This window comes from Thalassospira sp. MCCC 1A03138 (genome assembly GCF_002115785.1).
In the GTDB taxonomy this organism is placed as follows: Bacteria; Pseudomonadota; Alphaproteobacteria; order Rhodospirillales; family Thalassospiraceae; genus Thalassospira.
In genome coordinates, this window is the sequence record NZ_JFJY01000008.1 from 202,351 (window position 1) to 221,132 (window position 18,782).

An 18,782-nucleotide genomic window follows, 5' to 3' on the forward strand; every position below is an offset into this window, starting at 1 on the left:
AGATTTAAAGGCTCGCGCCATTTGATCTGGAACGAGCCTTTTTCATCTTTGTCGCGCTTGTCATAATCAGTTCTTCGGCGCGGCCTGCTGACCGATCAGGGCGACGGTTGCCGCCATCCATGATTTCAGACGCTTTTCATTCTGGCCGAAATCATCACTCCCATAAACCGACCGGGAGTAGGCAAAAACGCGGCTGCCGCCGTTTTCACCGGGGATGACTTTGACATCGACCCAATCCGGGAATCTGAGAACCGGCGTCCTCGCAAGGAACCGCAATTCAAGCGACAGACCATTACCGTCGACAAGTTTCATACCCTGCGCGCCCGCGGTTGCCTGCAACGCGCTTGCGACAGTATCGGGCAATGCATCGAATACCGGGCTTTGCACGTTGCGATCGGTCGATGGGCAGGCATCCGGCGGGCAAACCAGGAAATAGGTCGGTGACTGCGGCAGGTCGATATCCGGTCCCAGACTGATGTCTGCCGGTTCATCTGCCATCAGCATACTGTCGAGCAATCCGCTAAAGCGCACTACGGCAAATGTCAGCCCACCGACAAACAAAAGCCATGCCAGTACAATCGCTACGCGTTTCACAAAAATTCCCCGTTCCCGTGTTTGAGCCCTGCTGTAACCCAATACTCCCTAAATACCGGTTAATTCCTGTAATTCGTCAAGTTAACAAATGCAAAAATGCCCAAACGAGATGCTCGTTCGGGCATTTTTCGGAAACCAATGGACCGCAACGGGGGGGGGGATGGATTGCGATGATCGATTTCCCGCGGGCAATGCAACAGGTCGTAAGCGTTATGCTGCCTTCGGAAGCGGTGCAGCAGCCACATTGGCAATCGCGCGTTCCATGGCTTCTTCGGCATTGATCGCGAAACCGGATGCGTCGATCACGTCAACATCGGAAATACCGACAAAACCAAGAACCTGTTTCAGATACGGGGTCGCGAAGTCGGCCGGGCTATTGACCGGAACACCGCCTGTGGCAACAACGATATAGGCTTTCTTGCCTTCAAGCAGGCCTTTCGGGCCGTTTTCGGTGTAGTTGAAAGTCACGCCGACGCGGGCGATCAGGTCAACCCATGCCTTAAGGGTCGACGGGACCGAGAAATTATACATCGGTGCACCGATGACAACGACGTCGGATGCCTGAAGCTCGGCAACCAGTTTGTCGGAAACGGCGATCACGTCTTTCTGTGCGCCGGTACGGTTTTCAGCCGGGGTATAGAACGCGCCAACAATCTCGCCGGTCAGGGCCGGGATCGATTTATCGTTCAGGTCACGTTCAACAACATTGGCAGTCGGGGTCGAAGCGACAATACGTTCGATCAGCTTTGATGCGATCTGACGCGAATTGGAATTTTCGCCGTTAACCGAGGCATTGATATGCAGGATCGAAGTCATGTGAATTCTCCAAGTCCGGGTTTGTTTCTGTTGCCCGGACTTTAACAGTTTCCATGACGAAGATTATCCGATGTCTTTTCACCAGATTGTTGACCAAAAGAGAACAACACACCTGCTGATTAGTCTTCACCGCGCTGCTTTTGACGTTCCCGGCGCAATTTATCGAAATAGTCGACCCGCTTTTTCAAATCACGTTCAAAACCGCGTTCGACCGGTTCGTAAAAATTCTGGCGGCGCATGCCATCGGGAAAATAATTCTGCCCGGAAAAACCATCTTCCTGATCATGGTCATAGGCATAGCCACTGCCATAACCGATATCCTTCATCAGCTTGGTCGGCGCATTGAGGATATGGGCAGGCGGCATCAGCGACCCGGTATCACGTGCGATCTTTAATGATCGTTTATAGGCGGCATAACCGGCATTTGATTTGGGGGCCAGTGCCAGATAGATCACCGCCTGCGCCAGCGCCAGTTCGCCTTCTGGACTGCCGAGGCGTTCATACGCCTCCCACGCGCCAACACAAATCTGCTGCGCCTGCGGATCGGCAAGTCCGATATCCTCGACCGCCATGCGGGTGATGCGGCGCGCGACGAATTTCGGGTCCTCGCCCCCGGCCAGCATCCGATTAAACCAATACAGGGCCGCATCCGGGTCCGACCCGCGCACCGATTTATGCAGCGCACTGATTAGGTTGTAATGACTGTCATCGCCCTTGTCATAAAGCGGCATGCGCTTTTGCACGGTACGCGACAGTTCGGCAACGCCAAGCGGCCCATCGTCACTGGGCGGCAGCAAAAACAGCTCTTCGGCAAGGTTGAGCAAATAACGGCCATCCCCATCGGCCATGGCGCGCAACGTCACCCGTGCTTCGGGCGACAGGGGCAACTCAAAGCCCATTTCCTTCTCCGCCCGCACCAGAAGCTCTTCAAGCCCCTGATCATCCAGCCGTTTAAGCACCAGCACCTGACAGCGCGACAGCAATGCCGCGTTCAGCTCGAAGGACGGGTTTTCGGTTGTCGCCCCGATCAGGGTAATGGTGCCGTCTTCAACAAATGGCAGGAAGCTGTCCTGTTGTGCCTTGTTGAAACGATGGATTTCATCAATGAACAACAGGGTCGACTCCCCGGTTGCCCGCCGCCCGCGTGCCCGGTCAAACACCTTGCGAAGGTCGGCAACCCCGGAAAAGATCGCCGATAGCGGTTCAAACGCCATATCGGCAACATCGGCCATCAGGCGGGCCAGGGTTGTTTTACCACAACCGGGTGGCCCCCAAAGGATCACGGATGGCACCCGCCCGGTATTGATCATCCGTGTGATCGGCCCGTCATCCCCAAACAGGTGCCCCTGCCCGACGACCTCATCCAGCTTTGCCGGGCGCAGCCTGTCGGCCAAGGGCCGGGATGCCTGACTTTCAAACAGTGATACCATGTGGGGCCTTTGATCCTTGGTATGCGTTGCGGCGGCCGGTTACAGGGTAAATTCAGCGGTCAGAACCTTACCATCGCGTTTGACCGCAATGGACCAGTCGCGACCGCGTTCACCGGCTTTGACAACTTCCTTCAGGCGGGCGACCGAGTCAATCGGCACACCATTGACCTCGACGATATAATCACCGGGTTGAATGCGAGCACGGCGCGCAAGGCTATCGCGCTGCACGGCAAGGACGATGACACCGTTGCTCAGCGTATCAATGCCAATTTCATCAGCAAGTGCCGGGTTCACATTGGCAACCTTTGATCCGCTAAACGGATTACGGCCCTCAATATCGGTTTCCTCGCGCGCGGGTAGTTCAGGCGCGACTTCAAGCGGCATCCGGAGCATCACTTCCTGCCCCTTGCGCAGCACGGAAAGCTCGGCATTGTGATCAAGTTCCAGTGTTGCGATGCGGAATTTAAGCTCGTTGGGGTTATCGACAGGAAGACCATTCACCGCAATCACCACGTCACCGGGCAAAAGCCCGCCGCGATTGGCCGGGCTGCCCTGCCGCACTTCATTGATCAGAACACCATGCGGGCGATCCAGATCAAGCGACGACGCCAGATCGGCGGTCACCGACTGACCAGCAGCGCCCAGCCACGGACGACGCAGATCGCCACTGATCAGGCCCCGCATCACCACCTTGACCATGTTGACCGGCACGGCAAAGCCGATACCGTTTGACCCTCCCGATTTGGTAAAGATCGCCGAATTCACCCCGATCAGCTTGCCATCGATATCGACAAGCGCACCGCCGGAATTCCCCGGGTTGATCGCCGCATCGGTCTGGATAAAGGACTGGTAATCCTGCCCGGTCACACCGGCACGCGCCAGTGCGGAAACAATCCCGCTGGTCACGGTTTGCCCCACCCCGAACGGGTTACCGATGGCAAGGACAAGGTCGCCCACCTCGACCGCGTCAGAATCGCCAAGCGTGATGGCCGGCAATTCATCCTTCACATCACGCAGACGCAGAACGGCCAGATCGGTGCGCTCGTCAGAACCGACCAGATCGGCATCAAATTCCCGATTGTCATGCAGAACGACGCGAATCTCGCTTGCGCCATCAATCACGTGATGGTTGGTAACGATTGTGCCGTCCGACGATACAATCACCCCGGAACCAAGCGACCGTTCAACCCGCTGGCGCGGGGCGCCAAACGCCCCGCCGAACCGTTCGCCAAAGAACTGACGAAAGAATGGATCGTTGAAAAACGGACTGCGTTGCTGGGTAGTGACGACCTTTTTGGTATAGATGTTCACAACGGCCGGCGCGGTTTGCTTCACCAGCGGCGACAGCGACATCTTTATTTCAGTCTGGCTTTCGGGCAGACGCCGATCCTGTGCGGATGCTACGCCAATCTGGCCAAACATGGCCCCTGATACAATCATGATCCCGGTCATGACGGTCGCAATCAATCGTGCCTGCACGTCGAACTCTCTCTTTTCTTCGTAAAGCGGGTCAGCGCGGAAAACAGTCTGGTTAGAGTCAGGGGCAGCCCCCTGGATACCCGACAGAAAGTAGGGTGATCAGGATTTACGCGCAACCTTGGCGGAAATATGATGAATTTTGAAATATTTCCCAATGCGCGATAAAACCAAAAGAAAACGGGCGGCACCATTGGCACCGCCCGTTTCTATCTTAAAGGCCGAAACGTTGCTTATTCAGCAGACGCTTCTTCGCCTTCGCCCTCTGCTTCAAGGCGAGCACGGTCTTCCGCGCCTTTGGCTTCCGGGTTGCGATCAACGAGTTCGATCACAGCAACCGGAGCAGCATCGCCATAACGGAAGCCAGCCTTCAGAACGCGGGTGTAACCACCCGAACGCTCTTTGTAGCGATCAGCAATTTCGCCGAACAGCTTGGCAACGACTTTCTCGTCACGCAGGATCGAAATGGCCTGACGGCGTGCATGCAGGTCGCCCCGCTTGCCCAGCGTAATCAGTTTTTCGACATACGGGCGAAGATCCTTGGCCTTCGGAAGAGTGGTTTTGATCTGCTCGTGGGTGAGCAGCGAAACCGCCATGTTAGAGAACATCGCCTTACGATGGGACGAAGTACGATTAAGCTTACGGCCTTGCATACCGTGACGCATAGGAACTCTCCTTATTGCCTTGGCTTCGCGCACGAAACCGATTGTGATACCGCGCCGCCACCCTGACTAAATCAGGTCATGCACGTGCGGTTTTGGGCACCAGCCCGCCAGAAATTCCGAAAACCGGGTTTCTGGTTGGGGCAGAACGCCTGCCCCGTCAGTCAAAAAGCACCGACCCGAAGGCCGAAGCCCCGTCTTAGAACGGGTCTTCGAACTTGCGAGCGAGTTCTTCGATGTTTTCCGGCGGCCAACCGCCGACTTCCATACCAAGATGCAGGCCCATCTGAGCCAGAACATCCTTGATTTCGTTCAGCGATTTACGGCCGAAGTTCGGCGTACGAAGCATTTCTGCTTCGGTTTTCTGAACCAGATCACCGATATAGATGATGTTGTCGTTCTTGAGGCAGTTTGCCGAACGGACCGAGAGCTCGAGCTCGTCGACCTTGCGCAGCAGATTGCGGTTGAACGGCAGTTCGTCTTCTTTCTTCTCTTCGACAACCGCTTCCGGCTCGTCGAAGTTGACGAACAGCGACAGCTGGTCCTGAAGGATGCGGGCAGCAAGTGCCATCGAATCTTCCGGGGTGACCGAGCCGTTGGTTTCAACGGTCAGCGACAGCTTGTCATAATCGGTATCCTGACCAACACGGGTGTTTTCCACCTTGTAGGCCACTTTACGGATCGGGCTGAAGATTGCATCAATCGGAATAAGACCGATCGGCGCATCCGACGAACGATGCGAAGTCGCAGCAACATAGCCTTTACCGTTATCAACGGTAAATTCGATGTTCAGCGTCGCACCATCATCAAGATGGCACAGCTCGAGATCCGGGTTAAGGATTTCGATGTCGGCACCGGTTTCGATCTGACCCGCGGTGACAGCACCCGGACCAGTCGCTTTAAGCGCCATTTTCTTCGGACCTTCGGCATGCATGCGCACACCCATGGTCTTGATATTCAGGATGATGTCGGTGACATCTTCACGCACACCCGGGATCGACGAAAATTCGTGCAATACACCGTCAATCTGGATCGCAGTAACCGCCGAACCCTGGAGCGACGACAGCAGAATGCGACGCAGCGCGTTACCCAGAGTCTGACCAAAACCGCGCTCCAGCGGTTCCGCCACGATCGTACCGATGCGGCTGGCATCCGTACCCGGAGTAACATCAAGCTTGGTCGGCTTAATCAGTTCCTGCCAGTTCTTTTGAATCACGAGACCCACCTTCGCAACTGGAGCCTATGGTAAGGGGGGCACAAAATTGGCCCCCGCGAGAAACGCGAAGAGGCCCGGTCGCCCGGGCCCAAACGCGGGGTCGTCCGCAGATCGGCGCGATTAGACGCGACGACGTTTACGCGGACGGCAACCGTTATGCGGGATCGGCGTTACGTCTTTGATCGACGTAATGGTGAAACCAACCGCCTGAAGCGCACGAAGAGCAGATTCACGTCCCGAACCCGGGCCTTTAACCTGAACTTCAAGGGTTTTCATGCCGTGTTCAGCAGCTTTTTTACCTGCGTCTTCGGCAGCAACCTGTGCAGCATACGGGGTCGATTTACGCGAACCGCGGAAACCCATACCACCAGCGGTCGACCAGGAAATGGTGTTGCCCTGAACGTCGGTGATGGTGATCATGGTGTTGTTGAAGGTCGCGTTTACGTGCGCGATACCGTTCGTAATGTTCTTCCGCTCGCGGCGACGCACGCGAGTCTGAGGAGCTTTTGCCATTGTCTGTCCCCTACCTTACTTCTTCTTGCCAGCGATCGGCTTAGCCGGGCCCTTGCGGGTGCGGGCGTTGGTGTGGGTACGCTGACCGCGTACCGGGAGACCGCGACGATGACGCAGGCCGCGATAGCAACCCAGATCCATCAGACGTTTAATGTTCATTGCGGTTTCACGACGAAGGTCGCCTTCGACGGTGTAATCAGCGTCGATGACTTCACGCACCTTGAGAACCTGGTCATCAGAGAGCTGATGAACGCGGGTTGCTGCTTCGATGCCAACCTTTGCGCAAATTTCTTTAGCTTTCGCCGGGCCAATGCCGGTGATGTAGGTAAGCGCAATCACGACGCGCTTAGCGGTCGGGATGTTTACGCCAGCAATACGAGCCACTGTGTGAGACTCCTGTTTCCTGTTAACAAACCCTGCGGCAGATCCGGTAGGACGGGGCGCTGCAAAAGCGGGCCAGCAATACTGCCACCCCGCCAGCAAAAAAATGCCCTGCCCGGGAAATTACCCCAGGATGGCTTCTATCTCGCGCGTAACTTCGTCGATTTCGGCCATCCCGTCAACTGTTTTCAGCTTACCGGCATTCTCATAGTAGGGAATGATCGGTGCTGTCTGCTTGTGATAAGCTTCCAGTCGCGATGTGACCGTCTCGGCATTGTCATCCGCACGGCGTTTGAATTCGGTGCTGCCACATACGTCGCAAACACCGTCCTGCTTGGGTTTCTGGAACTCGTCATGATATCCCTGCCCGCATTTCGCGCAGGTGTAGCGACCAACGATACGTGCCACAAGGGCGGCATCATCAACCCGCAACTCGATCACATAATCAAGTGCCAGTCCCTTCGTTTCCAGCATCACATCCAGGGCATGTGCCTGGGCTGTGGTGCGTGGAAAACCGTCCAGGATGAAACCGTTCTTGGTATCATCCTGATCAAGTCGTTCGGAAATCAGACCGATCATCAGATCGTCGGAGACGAGCTTGCCCGCATCCATGACTTCCTTTGCCTTCTGCCCCAGCTCGGTACCGGCTGCGACCGCTGCACGCAGCATGTCACCGGTCGAAAGCTGAATCATGCCGCGTCCCGTTTCAAGACGCTTTGCCTGGGTCCCTTTGCCAGCACCCGGAGGGCCAAGAAGGATAATGTTCATTGTTGTCCGTCCCCCTGATGGTCTTGGTGGCGCCGCCTTAGCGGCGGCGTCCACGCAATTTGGATTTCTTGATCAGGCCTTCATACTGGTGTGCCAGCATATGCGACTGGATCTGTGCTACGGTATCCATGGTTACCGTGACAACGATCAGCAGGCTAGTCCCACCAAAGTAGAACGGCACCGACCATTCGGCGATCAGAAGCTCTGGCAGGATACAGACAAATGCCAGATACGCTGCACCGATGACCGTCAGGCGGGTCAGGATGAAATCCAGATAGTTGGCGGTATTCTTGCCCGGACGGATGCCCGGAATGAAGCCGCCATGCTTTTTCAGGTTGTCTGCCGTATCTTCCGGGTTGAAAACAACCGCGGTGTAGAAGAAGGCAAAGAAGACGATAAGCGCGATATACAGACCGATATAAAGCGGCTGGCCACGGCCAAGCAGTGCTGTCACGGTGCTGAGCCACGCAGGTGCATCCGCACCGGCAGTGAACTGTGCAACCGACAGCGGCATCAGTAGAAGCGAGCTTGCAAAGATCGGCGGAATAACGCCGGCCGTGTTGATCTTGAGCGGCAGATGCGAGCTCTGACCTTCCATGACCTTCATGCCGACCTGGCGTTTCGGGTACTGGATCAGAACACGGCGCTGCGCACGTTCCATGAACACGATGAAGGCAATGACGGCAATCGCCAGCACGATGATCGCAACGATCACCAGTGCCGAAATCGCGCCGGTACGGCCAAGTTCAAGGGTGCCCGCAATCGCGGCCGGAAGGCCCGCAACAATACCGGTAAAGATGATAAGCGAGATGCCGTTACCGATACCACGCTGGGTGATCTGTTCGCCCAGCCACATCAGGAACATGGTGCCGCCAACCAGGGTCACAACCGCAGTAAAGCGGAAGAACATGCCCGGATCATGAACCGCAGAGCCGGATGAACCGCTCATGCTTTCAAGACCAACGGCAATGCCCCATGCCTGGATCGTGGCGATCAGAACGGTCAGATAACGGGTATATTGATTAATCTTTTTACGCCCCTGTTCGCCCTCTTTTTTCATAGCCTCAAGGCTTGGCGAAACAGTGGTCATCAGCTGAATGATGATCGAGGCAGAGATGTAAGGCATGATGTTCAGCGCGAAGATGGTCATACGCCCAAGCGCACCACCAGCAAACATGTCGAACATGCCCAGGACGCCACCCGCGTTCTGCCGGAAAATGTCGGCAAGAATGGACGGGTCAACACCGGGAATCGGGATATATGTTCCCAGACGGTAAACTATAAGCGCTCCCAACGTGAACCAGATACGCTTTTTAAGCTCGGTAGCCTTAGAAAAAGACGACCAGTTCAGGTTCGCGGCAAGCTGCTCGGCGGCCGATGCCATGCACTTATCTCCCAATAGGCTAAAACTGGAGGGTCCGGTCCCGTAATCTTGGGAACCGGACCCTCACGTAGTCATAGAGGCTTATTCTGCGGTTTCTGCTGCGGCAACCGGAGCAAGAACCTTGACCGAGCCACCAGCTTTCTCGACGGCTTCGATAGCCGACTTGGAAGCACCGGTGATTTCGATGTTCAGTTTCGCTTTCAGTTCGCCTTTAGCGAGCAGACGCAGACCGTCTTTCTGCGGACGGGCCAGGCCTTTTTCGACCAGAACTTCGATGGTGACATTCGCACCTTCTTCAAGAACACCGTTATCAACGGCGGTCTGAAGGGTACCAAGGTTCACGACACCGAACAGTTTCCGGAACGGATTTTTAAAGCCGCGCTTCGGAAGACGACGGTAGATTGGCATCTGCCCGCCTTCGAAGCCATTGATCGCTACACCGGAACGGGACGTCTGACCCTTCTGACCTGCGCCAGAAGTTTTGCCTTTGCCCGAACCGATACCGCGACCGACGCGGGTGCGCGCCTTGCGGGCACCCGGGTTATCGGCAAGTTCGTTGAGTTTCATTAATCAACACCTTTTCGATCTGGGGGCCAATCAGGCCTCGTCCACGCGGACGAGGTGCTTGACCTTGGCGATCATACCGCGAACAGCCGGAGTATCTTCCAGCTCACGAGTCCGGTGCAGTTTGTTCAGGCCAAGACCCACAAGGGTCTGGCGCTGATCAGCCGGACGTCCGATCGGCGAACCCGTCTGGGTAACGCGAACGGTCGCTTTTTTCTTAGCAGCCATATCGAATTACTCCTTTTCGAGAACGGCGGCCGCAGCCGAACCGCTATCGCGACGGGCAACGATCTCGCCAACCTTCAGGCCGCGTTTTGCAGCGACCTGACGCGGTGAAGCGCCGTTGACCAGAGCGTCAAGAGTTGCACGGATAACGTTGTGCGGGTTGTTCGAACCGGTGCATTTGGACACGACGTCCTGAACACCCATGGTTTCGAAAACTGCGCGCATCGCACCGCCAGCAATGATACCGGTACCAGCCGGAGCAGAGCGGAGAATAACCCGACCTGCACCAAAATGGCCCTGCACATCGTGGTGAAGGGTACGGCCTTCACGCAACGGAACGCGGATCATGTTGCGCTTGGCTGCTTCGGTAGCCTTGCGGATCGCTTCCGGAACTTCACGAGCTTTACCCGTACCGTATCCGACGCGACCGCGCTGGTCACCGACGACAACCATTGCGGAGAAAGCAAAGCGACGGCCGCCCTTAACGACTTTCGCGACGCGGTTGATACCAACCAGCTTGTCGACGAGTTCGTTTTCTTCACGGGCTTTCGGCGCCTGCTGCTGCTGTTGTGTATTCTGATTACGTGCCATGGTCGTGCTCCTTAGAAGTCCAGACCGCCCTCACGGGCGGCATCGGCCAGAGCTTTCACCCGGCCATGGAACAAATACCCGCCACGATCAAATACGACCGTTTTCACACCAGCGGCAACGGCACGTTCGGCAATAGCTTTACCGACCAGCACAGCTGCTTCGGCATTGCTGCCTTTGCCACCGAGATCTTTCTCGGCCGACGAAGCGCAGACAAGAGTCTTGCCTGCCAGATCGTCGATAATCTGTGCATAGATATGCGCGTTGGAACGGTGCACGCTGAGGCGCGGGCGACCGGCCGCTTTCTGGCGGATCGCAAAACGAACGCGGCGTTTGCGGCGCTCGAAGAGGTTTCTCGCGTTTTTCATCGTGCCAGTCCTTACTTCTTCTTGCCTTCTTTGCGCAAGATATACTCGCCTTCGTAACGGACACCTTTGCCTTTGTAAGGCTCCGGACCGCGCCAGCCGCGTGCATTTGCAGCGAACTGACCAACGAGCTGTTTATCTGCGCCAGAGATGGCGATAAGGGTCGGCTTTTCTGCGACGACGTTAAGACCCGCGGGGATCTCCATTTCCACGTCATGAGAGAAGCCAAGCTGCAGAACCAGTTTATTGCCCTGGACCTGCGCACGGTAACCAACACCGGTGATTTCCAGTTTCTTGGTGAAGCCGTCCGAAACCCCGGTTACGAGGTTTGCGATATTGGCGCGTGTGGTACCCCAAAGGGCACGGGCGCGCTTGGTATCGTTGGCCGGTTTCACGGTGATCTGGTTGTCATCCTGTGAAACGGTTACGTCCGAGGTCAGCGGCAGACGAAGCTCACCGAGCTTGCCTTTTGCACTGATCTGTTCTTCGGTCAGGGTGATGGTAACGCCGCTAGGCACGACCACCGGGTTTTTTCCTACTCGCGACATCGTTGGCCCTCCTTAGAATACCTTGCAGAGGATTTCGCCGCCGACATTCTGCTCGCGAGCCTCCTGATCCGACAGAACCCCTTTCGGAGTGGATAGGACTGCGATGCCCAGGCCGTTGTATACTTTCGGAAGATCTTTGATCTTCGAATACACACGACGCCCCGGGGTCGAGACGCGGTCGATCTGCTTAATCACGCCTTCGCCCTCAAAATATTTGAGTTCGATGTTGATTTCGCTGACGCCCTTGCGAATTTCATTAATGCTGTAACCGCGGATGTAACCTTCGCGCTGGAGAACATCCAGCACACCGGTACGCAGTTTTGAAGCCGGCGAAGCAACGCTGGATTTACCAACGCGCTGACCGTTGCGGATACGCGTGAGCATATCGCCTACGGGATCAGTCATCGACATGTGATGTCCTCCTTACCAGCTCGACTTCACCATGCCCGGAATCTGACCACGCGAAGCAAGTTCACGAAGCGCGATACGGGACAGGCGGAATTTGCGATAGACACCGCGCGGACGACCGGAAACCTGGCAGCGGATACGCTGACGGATACGGGCCGAGTTACGCGGCAGCTGGGCGAGTTTGATCACGCACGCGATACGCTCTTCAGGAGAGGTCTCGCGATTGTTAATGACCGCTTTAAGGGCGGCACGCTTGGCAGCATGCTGCTTAGCCAGGCGCTCACGTTTAAGTTCGCGCTGAACGGCGCTTTTCTTGGCCATGGGCCAACCTCCAGTTAGTTTCCGAACGGAAGATCAAAGCCCTTGAGAAGGGCGAGAGCTTCGGCGTCGGACTTTGCCGTGGTGCAAATGATGATGTCCATCCCGCGGACCGAGTCGACTTTGTCGTACTCGACTTCAGGAAAGACGAACTGTTCCTTGAGGCCCATGGCAAAGTTGCCACGACCATCGAAGGATTTTTTGTTCAGGCCGCGGAAGTCACGAACGCGCGGAAGCGCGACCGAAACCAGACGGTCCAAGAACTCGTACATACGGTCGCGACGCAGGGTCACTTTACAACCGATGTTCATGCCTTCACGAAGCTTGAAAGCCGCTACCGACTTTTTCGCCTTGGTGAAGATAGGCTTCTGACCGGTGATGGCAGCGAGATCGGCTGCGGCACCTTCCAGCTTTTTGCGATCCTGGGTGGCGTCGCCGACACCCATATTGATCACGATCTTCTCGAGGCGCGGAACCTCCATGGAGTTCTCGTAGGAGAACTCCTTCTGGAGTGCGTCACGCACCACTTCTTTGTAATGTTCGCGCAGGCGCGTCATTTTTCCGTCCCTCAGTTGTCGATGACTTCGCCGCTGAGCTTCGCTACGCGAACCTTGCGACCATCATCGAGGGTCTTGAAACCGACGCGGGTCGGCTTGTTTTCTTTCGGGTCGACAATCGCCACGTTGGAAACGTTGATTTTCGCTTCCTTCTCGACGATGCCGCCAGCATCAGCACCGGTCGGACGCTGGTGACGTTTCACCAGGTTGATGCCCGAAACCAGAACTTTGTTCTCGGTCGGGAAAGCGGCGATAACTTCGCCGGTTTTCCCTTTGTCTTTACCCGTAAGAACAATGACGCGATCACCCTTTTTAATCTTGGCAGCCATTACAGCACCTCCGGGGCAAGCGAAATGATCTTCATGTAACCACGCGAACGGAGTTCACGGGTCACCGGGCCGAAAATACGCGTACCGATAGGCTCACCGTTCGCATTAATAAGAACGGCAGCATTACGGTCAAAGCGGATCGCCGAACCATCGGAACGACGAATTTCCTTTGCGGTCCGAACGATGACAGCTTTGTGTACTGCACCCTTCTTAACACGACCGCGCGGAATGGCTTCCTTGACGGAAACCACGATAACATCACCGACATTAGCGGTTTTGCGCTTCGAGCCGCCCAGCACCTTGATGCACTGAACACGGCGAGCGCCGCTATTATCGGCAACGTCCAGATTGGACTGCATCTGGATCATGGGTTTACCCCTTGACTATGGTTGGGCTGAGGACTCACTCCTCGACCACTACTTCCCAAGACTTCAATTTCGAGATCGGCCGGCATTCGCGAATACGAACGACGTCACCCGTCTTGAAGCGGTTCTCTTCATCATGCGCGTGGAATTTCTTCGACTTGCGCACATACTTTTTATACAGCGGGTGCATGACCTGGCGTTCCACACGGACCACCACAGTCTTGTCGTTTTTTGTCGAAACGACTGTCCCCTGCAATACACGCCTCGGCATGTGTCTTAACTCCTATGCGTGTCCAGTTAGGCCGCAGTAGCACCCTTCTCGTTTCCGAGAAGGGTTTTGATGCGGGCGATATCACGGCGGACCTTACGGACCTGCGCAGTGTTCTCGAACTGACCGGAAGCCTGCTGGAAACGCATATTGAACGATTCCTTACGCAGGTCGAGCAGCATCTGTTTTAGTTCATCAGCGCTTTTCGCGCGGAGATCAGCAATTTTCATCACTAATTACTCCCCTTCACCAAGACGCGTGACAAACTTGGTCTTGATCGGCAATTTTGCCGCTGCGAGCTCGAAAGCCCGACGTGCAAGATCCAGCGGAACACCGTCAAGTTCAAACATAATCCGACCCGGTTTTACACGTGCCGCCCAATATTCGACCGAGCCTTTGCCTTTACCCTGACGGACTTCAGCAGGCTTCTGCGATACCGGGAGATCCGGGAAAACGCGGATCCACACACGGCCTTGACGGCGCATGTGGCGGGTGATCGCGCGGCGGGCCGCTTCGATCTGACGCGCCGTTATACGCTCCGGCTCCAAGGCTTTCAAGCCATAAGCGCCGAAATTAAGTTCCGTACCACCTTTGGCCTCACCTTTAAGGCGACCCTTGTGTGCTTTACGGAACTTTGTACGTTTTGGAGAAAGCATCTCTCTATCTCCTTACTTACGACCTGAACCAGCCGACTCGAGCGCTTTACGCTCGGAAGCCAACGGATCGTGAGCCATGATTTCGCCCTTGAAGATCCAGACCTTCAGACCGCAAACACCATAGGTGGTGTGAGCTTCCGAAGTGCCATAATCAACGTCCGCACGCAGGGTATGCAGCGGAACGCGACCTTCACGGTACCATTCGGTACGAGCGATTTCAGCACCACCAAGACGACCAGCAGCATTAATACGAATGCCACCAGCACCGAGACGGATTGCGTTCTGAACCGAGCGCTTCATGGCGCGACGGAACGAAACACGGCGCTCAAGCTGCTGGGCGATGTTATCAGCGACCAGCTTGGCATCGATTTCCGGTTTACGGATTTCGATGATGTTAACCTGCACTTCCGACTTGGTCAGTTTCTGCAGATCATTCTTGAGCTTCTCGATGTCCTGGCCTTTTTTCCCGATCACAACACCCGGACGGGCAGAGTGGATCGAGATGCGGGCTTTTTTCGCCGGACGTTCGATAATCACCTTCGAAACACCCGCCTGTTTCAGACGGTCGAAGATGTATTTACGGATCGCCAGGTCTTCATGAAGAAGGCCAGCGAAATCGGCCTTGTTGGCGTACCAGCGGGAATCCCACGTGCGGTTGATGCCAACGCGTAAACCGATCGGATTTACTTTCTGACCCATTACTCGGCCTCCTCACGTTCGCAGACGACGATGCGCATGTTGGAGAACGGCTTGATGATCTTGCCGACGCGACCGCGTGCGCGGGCCCGCCAACGTTTCATCACGAATGCCTTACCAACAGTCGCCTCTTTGATAAAGAGACGGTCAACATCGAGCTGGTGGTTGTTCTCGGCGTTAGCAATCGCCGATTCCAGCAGCTTTTTGACGTCCTGCGAAATGCGTTTGTTGGAGAAGGTGAGCTCTGCCAAAGCAGCCTCTGCCTTCATACCACGGATCGACTCGGCGACGAGGTTGAGCTTACGCGGGGAAATGCGTACTGCCCGGAGCGAAGCCGCAGCCTCGTTGTCCGCCAGCCGACGGATGTCAGCTTTTTTACCCATCGTTACTTCCTCTTCGCCTTCTTGTCGGCCGCGTGACCATAGTAGGTACGGGTCGGCGAAAACTCACCGAACTTATGACCGATCATATCTTCGTTCACAAGTACCGGCAGAAACTTCTGGCCATTGTAAACCCCAAAGGTGAGGCCTACGAATTGCGGCAAAATCGTCGAGCGCCGCGACCAGGTCTTAATTACCTCATTCCGGCCTGAAGCACGGACTGTTTCGGCTTTCTTAAGAAGGTATCCGTCTACAAACGGACCCTTCCAAACGGAACGCGCCATAGTCTAGCCTCCTCCGTTAGCTCTTATGACGACGGCGCATGATGAGCGCGTCAGTCTTTTTGTTCGAGCGGGTACGTTTGCCCTTGGTAGGCTTGCCCCACGGCGTAACCGGGTGACGACCACCCGAAGTGCGACCTTCACCACCACCATGCGGGTGATCGATCGGGTTCATGGCAACACCACGAACCGAAGGACGCTTGCCAAGCCAGCGATTGCGGCCTGCTTTACCAAGGTTTGTGTTCTGCTGGTCCTGGTTGGACACGGCACCGATGGTAGCCATGCATTCACCACGAACCAAACGTACCTCACCGGAGGACAGCTTAAGCTGGGCGTAACCCTGGTCCTTGCCGACAAGCTGCACATAGGTGCCTGCCGAGCGTGCGATCTGACCACCTTTACCGGCTTTCAGTTCGACGTTATGGACGATGGTACCGACCGGAATATTCTTCAGCGGTGCGGCATTACCCGGCTTAATGTCTACGCGTTCGGCTGCAACAATGTTGTCGCCGACAGCAAGACGCTGCGGTGCGAGGATGTAGGCCAACTCGTCATCGGAATAACGAACCAGGGCGATAAACGCCGTGCGGTTCGGATCATATTCCAGACGTTCGACCGTACCAACGACATCAAACTTGGTACGTTTGAAGTCGATAATGCGGTAACGACGCTTGTGACCACCACCAATACGGCGGGCGGTGATACGACCAGAGTTGTTACGGCCACCTTTCTTGCGAAGACCTTCGGTCAACGCTTTGATCGGCTTGCCCTTGTGGAGATCGGAACGATCGACAAGAACCAGCTGACGGCGACCAGGAGAGGTTGGTTTAAACTTCTTCAAAGCCATGTCTTAGATTCCCGTCGTCACGTCGATGGACTGACCCTCTTCGAGGGTAACCATCGCTTTCTTGAAATCGCTCCGGCGACCGACAGTACCGCGAAAACGCTTGGTCTTGCCTTTTACCACAGAGGTATTGACCGCCTTGACCTTCACCCCGAACAGACCTTCCACAGCAGCCTTGATCTCCGGCTTGGTGGCGTCGATCGCAACTTTGAACGCAACGGCGTTGTGTTCAGAAATCAGCGTCGACTTTTCAGTGATATGCGGGGCGCGGATGACTTCGTACATCCGCTCTTTGCTGATGATCGTCATTTGAGACGTGCCTCCAACGCTTCGACCGCACCCTTGGTCAGCACCAGGGTGTCACGGCGCAGGATGTCATAGACGTTAGCACCGATCTCTGGCAGCACATCAACCTGCGGGATGTTGCGCGCAGCGCGTGCAAAGCCCTCATTGATCTGCGCACCGTCAATGATCAGTGCAGATTTCCAGCCGAGCTTAGCGAAAGCAGCGACCAGATTCTTGGTTTTGGCGTCCGAGAATTCCGCGGAGTCCAGAACGATAAGCTTACCGTCCTTTGCTTTGGCCGACAGAGCGGTTTTCAGCGCGAGCTTACGGAATTTCTTGGTCAGATCGTGCGAATGATCGCGAACACGCGGACCATGCGCTACACCACCACCACGGAACTGTACGGCTTTACGGGAACCGTGACGTGCACCGCCACTACCCTTCTGACGTACGAACTTTTTCGTGGTCGCAGAGATCTCGCTTTTTTCCTTTACCTTGTGGGTACCGGCGCGGCGTTTTGCCAACTGCCAGTTCACCATGCGGTGCAGGATGTCACGACGAACGTCCAGACCAAAGATCTCTTCTGCGAGATCGATGTTACCGGCCTTGGACGCGTCAAGTTTAAGAATGTCGAGCTTCATGATGCTTATTCCTTATCCTCGGCGGCAGCTTCTTCAGCAGCCGGGGCAGCACCCTTTAGCGCGGCCGGGAACGGCAGACCTTCCGGTGCAGCACGTTTCACGGCATCCTTGACAAGGACATAAGCGCCGGCATGACCCGGGACAGCACCGTGAACCAGAACAAGACCCTTTGCTTCGTCGGTAGAGACGATTTTAAGGGACTGAACGGTTACGCGCGCCGCACCCATATGACCAGCCATCTTCTTACCTTTGAAGACGCGGCCCGGATCTTGGCACTGACCAGTGGAACCATGCGAACGGTGCGATACAGACACACCGTGCGACGCACGCAGACCACCGAAGTTATGGCGCTTCATCGCACCGGCAAAACCTTTACCGATGGAGGTGCCGATGACGTCAACGTACTGGCCTTCAACAAAGTGGGTTGCCGAAAGTTCGGCACCGACTTCGATCAGCGCATCTTCGCTAACGCGGAATTCAGCAAGTTTGGCTTTCGGCTCAACCTTGGCTTTTGCAAAGTGACCGCGCATCGGCTTCGATACGTTTTTCACTTTTGCTTTGCCATAGCCAAGCTGAACAGCAACGTAACCGTCGGTGTCGCTGGTACGATTAGCAACGACCTGAAGGTTATCGACTTTCAGAACGGTGACAGGAAGGTGCACGCCTTCGTCCGTGAAGACGCGAGTCATGCCAACCTTCTGGGTAATAAGTCCACTACGCATTGCGGCTTACTCCCGATTAAAGTTTGATCTCGACGTCGACGCCTGCAGCCAGGTCGAGCTTCATCAGAGCATCAACGGTCTGGGGAGTCGGGTCGACAATGTCGAGAAGACGCTTATGCGTACGGATTTCGAACTGCTCACGCGATTTCTTATCGATGTGCGGAGACCGCAGAACAGTGTATTTCTCAATGCGGGTCGGCAGCGGAATCGGGCCGCGGACCTCTGCGCCAGTGCGCTTCGCCGTATTGACGATCTCACGCGTGGACTGATCCAGCACGCGATGGTCAAACGCCTTCAGGCGAATGCGAATGTTCTGACTATCCATGTAATTATGTACCGGAGCCCTCAAAAGGACACCGGCCCCTCAACTGGAGTTGACGATTGCCGCAAAAGTGTTGCGGGCGGCTTACATAGCCGCCCGCTTCACAAAGATCAAGAGAAAATTACTCGATGATCTTGGCAACAACGCCCGCGCCGACGGTACGACCGCCTTCACGGATTG

At 55.8% G+C, this 18,782-nt stretch carries 31 protein-coding genes; all 31 read right to left on the bottom strand.

Translation table 11 applies throughout. From position 1 onward, the window contains the following. Positions 1–66: 66 nt before the first annotated feature. The gene (locus tag TH468_RS16855) at positions 67–594 is read right to left on the bottom strand and encodes a DUF1499 domain-containing protein (RefSeq protein WP_085645755.1); all 528 of its coding nucleotides are present in this window, start codon (positions 592–594) and stop codon (positions 67–69) included. 210 nt (positions 595–804) lie between these two features. After that, complete coding sequence (locus TH468_RS16860) at positions 805–1,410, bottom strand: FMN-dependent NADH-azoreductase (protein ID WP_085645756.1); 606 nt, start codon at positions 1,408–1,410, stop codon at positions 805–807. Positions 1,411–1,529: 119 nt separating this feature from the next. Next, positions 1,530–2,840 (bottom strand): replication-associated recombination protein A, encoded by a 1,311-nt coding sequence (locus tag TH468_RS16865; RefSeq protein ID WP_085645757.1) that lies wholly within the window; start codon positions 2,838–2,840, stop codon positions 1,530–1,532. 39 nt (positions 2,841–2,879) lie between these two features. Beyond that, entirely contained in the window at positions 2,880–4,319 is a 1,440-nt protein-coding gene (locus TH468_RS16870) for a DegQ family serine endoprotease (protein ID WP_085645758.1), read from the bottom strand. 230 nt (positions 4,320–4,549) lie between these two features. Beyond that, positions 4,550–4,981 carry a 50S ribosomal protein L17 gene (gene rplQ, locus TH468_RS16875; RefSeq protein WP_007091482.1) on the bottom strand — a complete coding sequence of 144 codons (432 nt, stop codon included), beginning with the start codon at positions 4,979–4,981 and terminating at the stop codon, positions 4,550–4,552. 196 nt (positions 4,982–5,177) lie between these two features. Then, a complete protein-coding gene (locus tag TH468_RS16880) occupies positions 5,178–6,194 on the bottom strand; it encodes a DNA-directed RNA polymerase subunit alpha (protein WP_085645782.1) in 1,017 nt (338 codons plus the stop codon). 120 nt (positions 6,195–6,314) lie between these two features. Further along, positions 6,315–6,707: a 30S ribosomal protein S11 gene (rpsK, locus tag TH468_RS16885; RefSeq protein ID WP_007091484.1), complete on the bottom strand. Its 393-nt coding sequence runs from the start codon at positions 6,705–6,707 to the stop codon at positions 6,315–6,317. A 15-nt stretch (positions 6,708–6,722) separates the two neighbouring features. Continuing rightward, entirely contained in the window at positions 6,723–7,091 is a 369-nt protein-coding gene (gene rpsM / locus TH468_RS16890) for a 30S ribosomal protein S13 (RefSeq protein WP_007091485.1), read from the bottom strand. A gap of 120 nt (positions 7,092–7,211) precedes the next feature. After that, a complete protein-coding gene (locus TH468_RS16895) occupies positions 7,212–7,856 on the bottom strand; it encodes an adenylate kinase (RefSeq protein ID WP_037990968.1) in 645 nt (214 codons plus the stop codon). A 37-nt stretch (positions 7,857–7,893) separates the two neighbouring features. Continuing rightward, the gene (gene secY / locus TH468_RS16900; RefSeq protein ID WP_085645759.1) at positions 7,894–9,240 is read right to left on the bottom strand and encodes a preprotein translocase subunit SecY; all 1,347 of its coding nucleotides are present in this window, start codon (positions 9,238–9,240) and stop codon (positions 7,894–7,896) included. 81 nt (positions 9,241–9,321) lie between these two features. Then, the gene (gene rplO / locus TH468_RS16905; RefSeq protein WP_071240404.1) at positions 9,322–9,807 is read right to left on the bottom strand and encodes a 50S ribosomal protein L15; all 486 of its coding nucleotides are present in this window, start codon (positions 9,805–9,807) and stop codon (positions 9,322–9,324) included. A gap of 30 nt (positions 9,808–9,837) precedes the next feature. Further along, positions 9,838–10,032 (bottom strand): 50S ribosomal protein L30, encoded by a 195-nt coding sequence (gene rpmD, locus TH468_RS16910; RefSeq protein WP_007091489.1) that lies wholly within the window; start codon positions 10,030–10,032, stop codon positions 9,838–9,840. Positions 10,033–10,038: 6 nt separating this feature from the next. Then, positions 10,039–10,620, bottom strand: coding sequence for a 30S ribosomal protein S5 (rpsE, locus tag TH468_RS16915; protein ID WP_007091490.1), 582 nt, complete (start codon positions 10,618–10,620; stop codon positions 10,039–10,041). A gap of 11 nt (positions 10,621–10,631) precedes the next feature. After that, positions 10,632–10,985 carry a 50S ribosomal protein L18 gene (gene rplR, locus TH468_RS16920; protein ID WP_007091491.1) on the bottom strand — a complete coding sequence of 118 codons (354 nt, stop codon included), beginning with the start codon at positions 10,983–10,985 and terminating at the stop codon, positions 10,632–10,634. 11 nt (positions 10,986–10,996) lie between these two features. Further along, a complete protein-coding gene (gene rplF / locus TH468_RS16925) occupies positions 10,997–11,530 on the bottom strand; it encodes a 50S ribosomal protein L6 (protein ID WP_007091492.1) in 534 nt (177 codons plus the stop codon). A 12-nt stretch (positions 11,531–11,542) separates the two neighbouring features. Continuing rightward, positions 11,543–11,941 (bottom strand): 30S ribosomal protein S8, encoded by a 399-nt coding sequence (gene rpsH / locus TH468_RS16930; protein ID WP_062952336.1) that lies wholly within the window; start codon positions 11,939–11,941, stop codon positions 11,543–11,545. Between the two features lie 12 nt (positions 11,942–11,953). Continuing rightward, positions 11,954–12,259, bottom strand: a complete 306-nt coding sequence (rpsN, locus tag TH468_RS16935; protein WP_007091494.1) for a 30S ribosomal protein S14 — start codon at positions 12,257–12,259, stop codon at positions 11,954–11,956. Positions 12,260–12,273: 14 nt separating this feature from the next. After that, positions 12,274–12,813, bottom strand: a complete 540-nt coding sequence (gene rplE, locus TH468_RS16940; protein WP_007091495.1) for a 50S ribosomal protein L5 — start codon at positions 12,811–12,813, stop codon at positions 12,274–12,276. 11 nt (positions 12,814–12,824) lie between these two features. Beyond that, positions 12,825–13,142 (bottom strand): 50S ribosomal protein L24, encoded by a 318-nt coding sequence (rplX, locus tag TH468_RS16945; protein ID WP_007091496.1) that lies wholly within the window; start codon positions 13,140–13,142, stop codon positions 12,825–12,827. Further along, positions 13,142–13,510 (bottom strand): 50S ribosomal protein L14, encoded by a 369-nt coding sequence (gene rplN, locus TH468_RS16950; protein ID WP_007091497.1) that lies wholly within the window; start codon positions 13,508–13,510, stop codon positions 13,142–13,144. The genes rplX and rplN overlap by 1 nt, the downstream gene beginning before the upstream one ends. 34 nt (positions 13,511–13,544) lie before the next feature. Further along, positions 13,545–13,778 (bottom strand): 30S ribosomal protein S17, encoded by a 234-nt coding sequence (gene rpsQ / locus TH468_RS16955; RefSeq protein ID WP_007091498.1) that lies wholly within the window; start codon positions 13,776–13,778, stop codon positions 13,545–13,547. A gap of 26 nt (positions 13,779–13,804) precedes the next feature. Beyond that, the gene (gene rpmC / locus TH468_RS16960) at positions 13,805–14,005 is read right to left on the bottom strand and encodes a 50S ribosomal protein L29 (protein ID WP_007091499.1); all 201 of its coding nucleotides are present in this window, start codon (positions 14,003–14,005) and stop codon (positions 13,805–13,807) included. Between the two features lie 6 nt (positions 14,006–14,011). Then, complete coding sequence (gene rplP, locus TH468_RS16965; protein ID WP_007091500.1) at positions 14,012–14,431, bottom strand: 50S ribosomal protein L16; 420 nt, start codon at positions 14,429–14,431, stop codon at positions 14,012–14,014. 12 nt (positions 14,432–14,443) lie between these two features. Then, the gene (rpsC, locus tag TH468_RS16970; RefSeq protein ID WP_007091501.1) at positions 14,444–15,130 is read right to left on the bottom strand and encodes a 30S ribosomal protein S3; all 687 of its coding nucleotides are present in this window, start codon (positions 15,128–15,130) and stop codon (positions 14,444–14,446) included. Continuing rightward, on the bottom strand, positions 15,130–15,510 hold the full coding sequence (gene rplV, locus TH468_RS16975) for a 50S ribosomal protein L22 (protein WP_007091502.1): 381 nt from the start codon (positions 15,508–15,510) through the stop codon (positions 15,130–15,132). Before rplV ends, rpsC begins: the two co-directional genes overlap by 1 nt. Positions 15,511–15,512: 2 nt before the next feature. Then, positions 15,513–15,791 (bottom strand): 30S ribosomal protein S19, encoded by a 279-nt coding sequence (gene rpsS / locus TH468_RS16980; RefSeq protein ID WP_007091503.1) that lies wholly within the window; start codon positions 15,789–15,791, stop codon positions 15,513–15,515. Positions 15,792–15,807: 16 nt separating this feature from the next. Further along, positions 15,808–16,635 carry a 50S ribosomal protein L2 gene (rplB, locus tag TH468_RS16985; protein ID WP_007091504.1) on the bottom strand — a complete coding sequence of 276 codons (828 nt, stop codon included), beginning with the start codon at positions 16,633–16,635 and terminating at the stop codon, positions 15,808–15,810. Between the two features lie 3 nt (positions 16,636–16,638). Next, a complete protein-coding gene (locus TH468_RS16990; RefSeq protein WP_007091505.1) occupies positions 16,639–16,941 on the bottom strand; it encodes a 50S ribosomal protein L23 in 303 nt (100 codons plus the stop codon). After that, entirely contained in the window at positions 16,938–17,558 is a 621-nt protein-coding gene (gene rplD, locus TH468_RS16995) for a 50S ribosomal protein L4 (RefSeq protein WP_007091506.1), read from the bottom strand. Before rplD ends, TH468_RS16990 begins: the two co-directional genes overlap by 4 nt. A gap of 5 nt (positions 17,559–17,563) precedes the next feature. Next, positions 17,564–18,280, bottom strand: coding sequence for a 50S ribosomal protein L3 (gene rplC / locus TH468_RS17000; protein WP_007091507.1), 717 nt, complete (start codon positions 18,278–18,280; stop codon positions 17,564–17,566). Between the two features lie 16 nt (positions 18,281–18,296). Beyond that, entirely contained in the window at positions 18,297–18,605 is a 309-nt protein-coding gene (gene rpsJ, locus TH468_RS17005; protein WP_007091508.1) for a 30S ribosomal protein S10, read from the bottom strand. Positions 18,606–18,782: the final 177 nt, after the last annotated feature.

What these genes read in the sequence shown, in the direction of transcription:
- TH468_RS16895 (WP_037990968.1), bottom strand. Translation starts at nt 7,856, where the DNA reads ATGAACATTATCCTTCTTGGCCCTCCGGGTGCTGGCAAAGGGACCCAG.
- rplC (WP_007091507.1), bottom strand. Translation starts at nt 18,280, where the DNA reads ATGCGTAGTGGACTTATTACCCAGAAGGTTGGCATGACTCGCGTCTTC.
- rplE (WP_007091495.1), bottom strand. Translation starts at nt 12,813, where the DNA reads ATGACGCGCCTGCGCGAACATTACAAAGAAGTGGTGCGTGACGCACTC.
- rpsJ (WP_007091508.1), bottom strand. Translation starts at nt 18,605, where the DNA reads ATGGATAGTCAGAACATTCGCATTCGCCTGAAGGCGTTTGACCATCGC.
- rplO (WP_071240404.1), bottom strand. Translation starts at nt 9,807, where the DNA reads ATGAAACTCAACGAACTTGCCGATAACCCGGGTGCCCGCAAGGCGCGC.
- rplB (WP_007091504.1), bottom strand. Translation starts at nt 16,635, where the DNA reads ATGGCTTTGAAGAAGTTTAAACCAACCTCTCCTGGTCGCCGTCAGCTG.
- rpmC (WP_007091499.1), bottom strand. Translation starts at nt 14,005, where the DNA reads ATGAAAATTGCTGATCTCCGCGCGAAAAGCGCTGATGAACTAAAACAG.
- rplX (WP_007091496.1), bottom strand. Translation starts at nt 13,142, where the DNA reads ATGGCTGCCAAGATTAAAAAGGGTGATCGCGTCATTGTTCTTACGGGT.
- rpmD (WP_007091489.1), bottom strand. Translation starts at nt 10,032, where the DNA reads ATGGCTGCTAAGAAAAAAGCGACCGTTCGCGTTACCCAGACGGGTTCG.
- TH468_RS16865 (WP_085645757.1), bottom strand. Translation starts at nt 2,840, where the DNA reads ATGGTATCACTGTTTGAAAGTCAGGCATCCCGGCCCTTGGCCGACAGG.
- TH468_RS16860 (WP_085645756.1), bottom strand. Translation starts at nt 1,410, where the DNA reads ATGACTTCGATCCTGCATATCAATGCCTCGGTTAACGGCGAAAATTCC.
- rpsC (WP_007091501.1), bottom strand. Translation starts at nt 15,130, where the DNA reads ATGGGTCAGAAAGTAAATCCGATCGGTTTACGCGTTGGCATCAACCGC.
- rplV (WP_007091502.1), bottom strand. Translation starts at nt 15,510, where the DNA reads ATGGGTAAAAAAGCTGACATCCGTCGGCTGGCGGACAACGAGGCTGCG.
- rplD (WP_007091506.1), bottom strand. Translation starts at nt 17,558, where the DNA reads ATGAAGCTCGACATTCTTAAACTTGACGCGTCCAAGGCCGGTAACATC.
- TH468_RS16990 (WP_007091505.1), bottom strand. Translation starts at nt 16,941, where the DNA reads ATGACGATCATCAGCAAAGAGCGGATGTACGAAGTCATCCGCGCCCCG.
- rpsK (WP_007091484.1), bottom strand. Translation starts at nt 6,707, where the DNA reads ATGGCAAAAGCTCCTCAGACTCGCGTGCGTCGCCGCGAGCGGAAGAAC.
- rpsQ (WP_007091498.1), bottom strand. Translation starts at nt 13,778, where the DNA reads ATGCCGAGGCGTGTATTGCAGGGGACAGTCGTTTCGACAAAAAACGAC.
- rpsE (WP_007091490.1), bottom strand. Translation starts at nt 10,620, where the DNA reads ATGGCACGTAATCAGAATACACAACAGCAGCAGCAGGCGCCGAAAGCC.
- rpsH (WP_062952336.1), bottom strand. Translation starts at nt 11,941, where the DNA reads ATGTCGATGACTGATCCCGTAGGCGATATGCTCACGCGTATCCGCAAC.
- rplN (WP_007091497.1), bottom strand. Translation starts at nt 13,510, where the DNA reads ATGATCCAGATGCAGTCCAATCTGGACGTTGCCGATAATAGCGGCGCT.
- secY (WP_085645759.1), bottom strand. Translation starts at nt 9,240, where the DNA reads ATGGCATCGGCCGCCGAGCAGCTTGCCGCGAACCTGAACTGGTCGTCT.
- rpsS (WP_007091503.1), bottom strand. Translation starts at nt 15,791, where the DNA reads ATGGCGCGTTCCGTTTGGAAGGGTCCGTTTGTAGACGGATACCTTCTT.
- rpsN (WP_007091494.1), bottom strand. Translation starts at nt 12,259, where the DNA reads ATGGCCAAGAAAAGCGCCGTTCAGCGCGAACTTAAACGTGAGCGCCTG.
- rplR (WP_007091491.1), bottom strand. Translation starts at nt 10,985, where the DNA reads ATGAAAAACGCGAGAAACCTCTTCGAGCGCCGCAAACGCCGCGTTCGT.
- rplQ (WP_007091482.1), bottom strand. Translation starts at nt 4,981, where the DNA reads ATGCGTCACGGTATGCAAGGCCGTAAGCTTAATCGTACTTCGTCCCAT.
- rplP (WP_007091500.1), bottom strand. Translation starts at nt 14,431, where the DNA reads ATGCTTTCTCCAAAACGTACAAAGTTCCGTAAAGCACACAAGGGTCGC.
- rplF (WP_007091492.1), bottom strand. Translation starts at nt 11,530, where the DNA reads ATGTCGCGAGTAGGAAAAAACCCGGTGGTCGTGCCTAGCGGCGTTACC.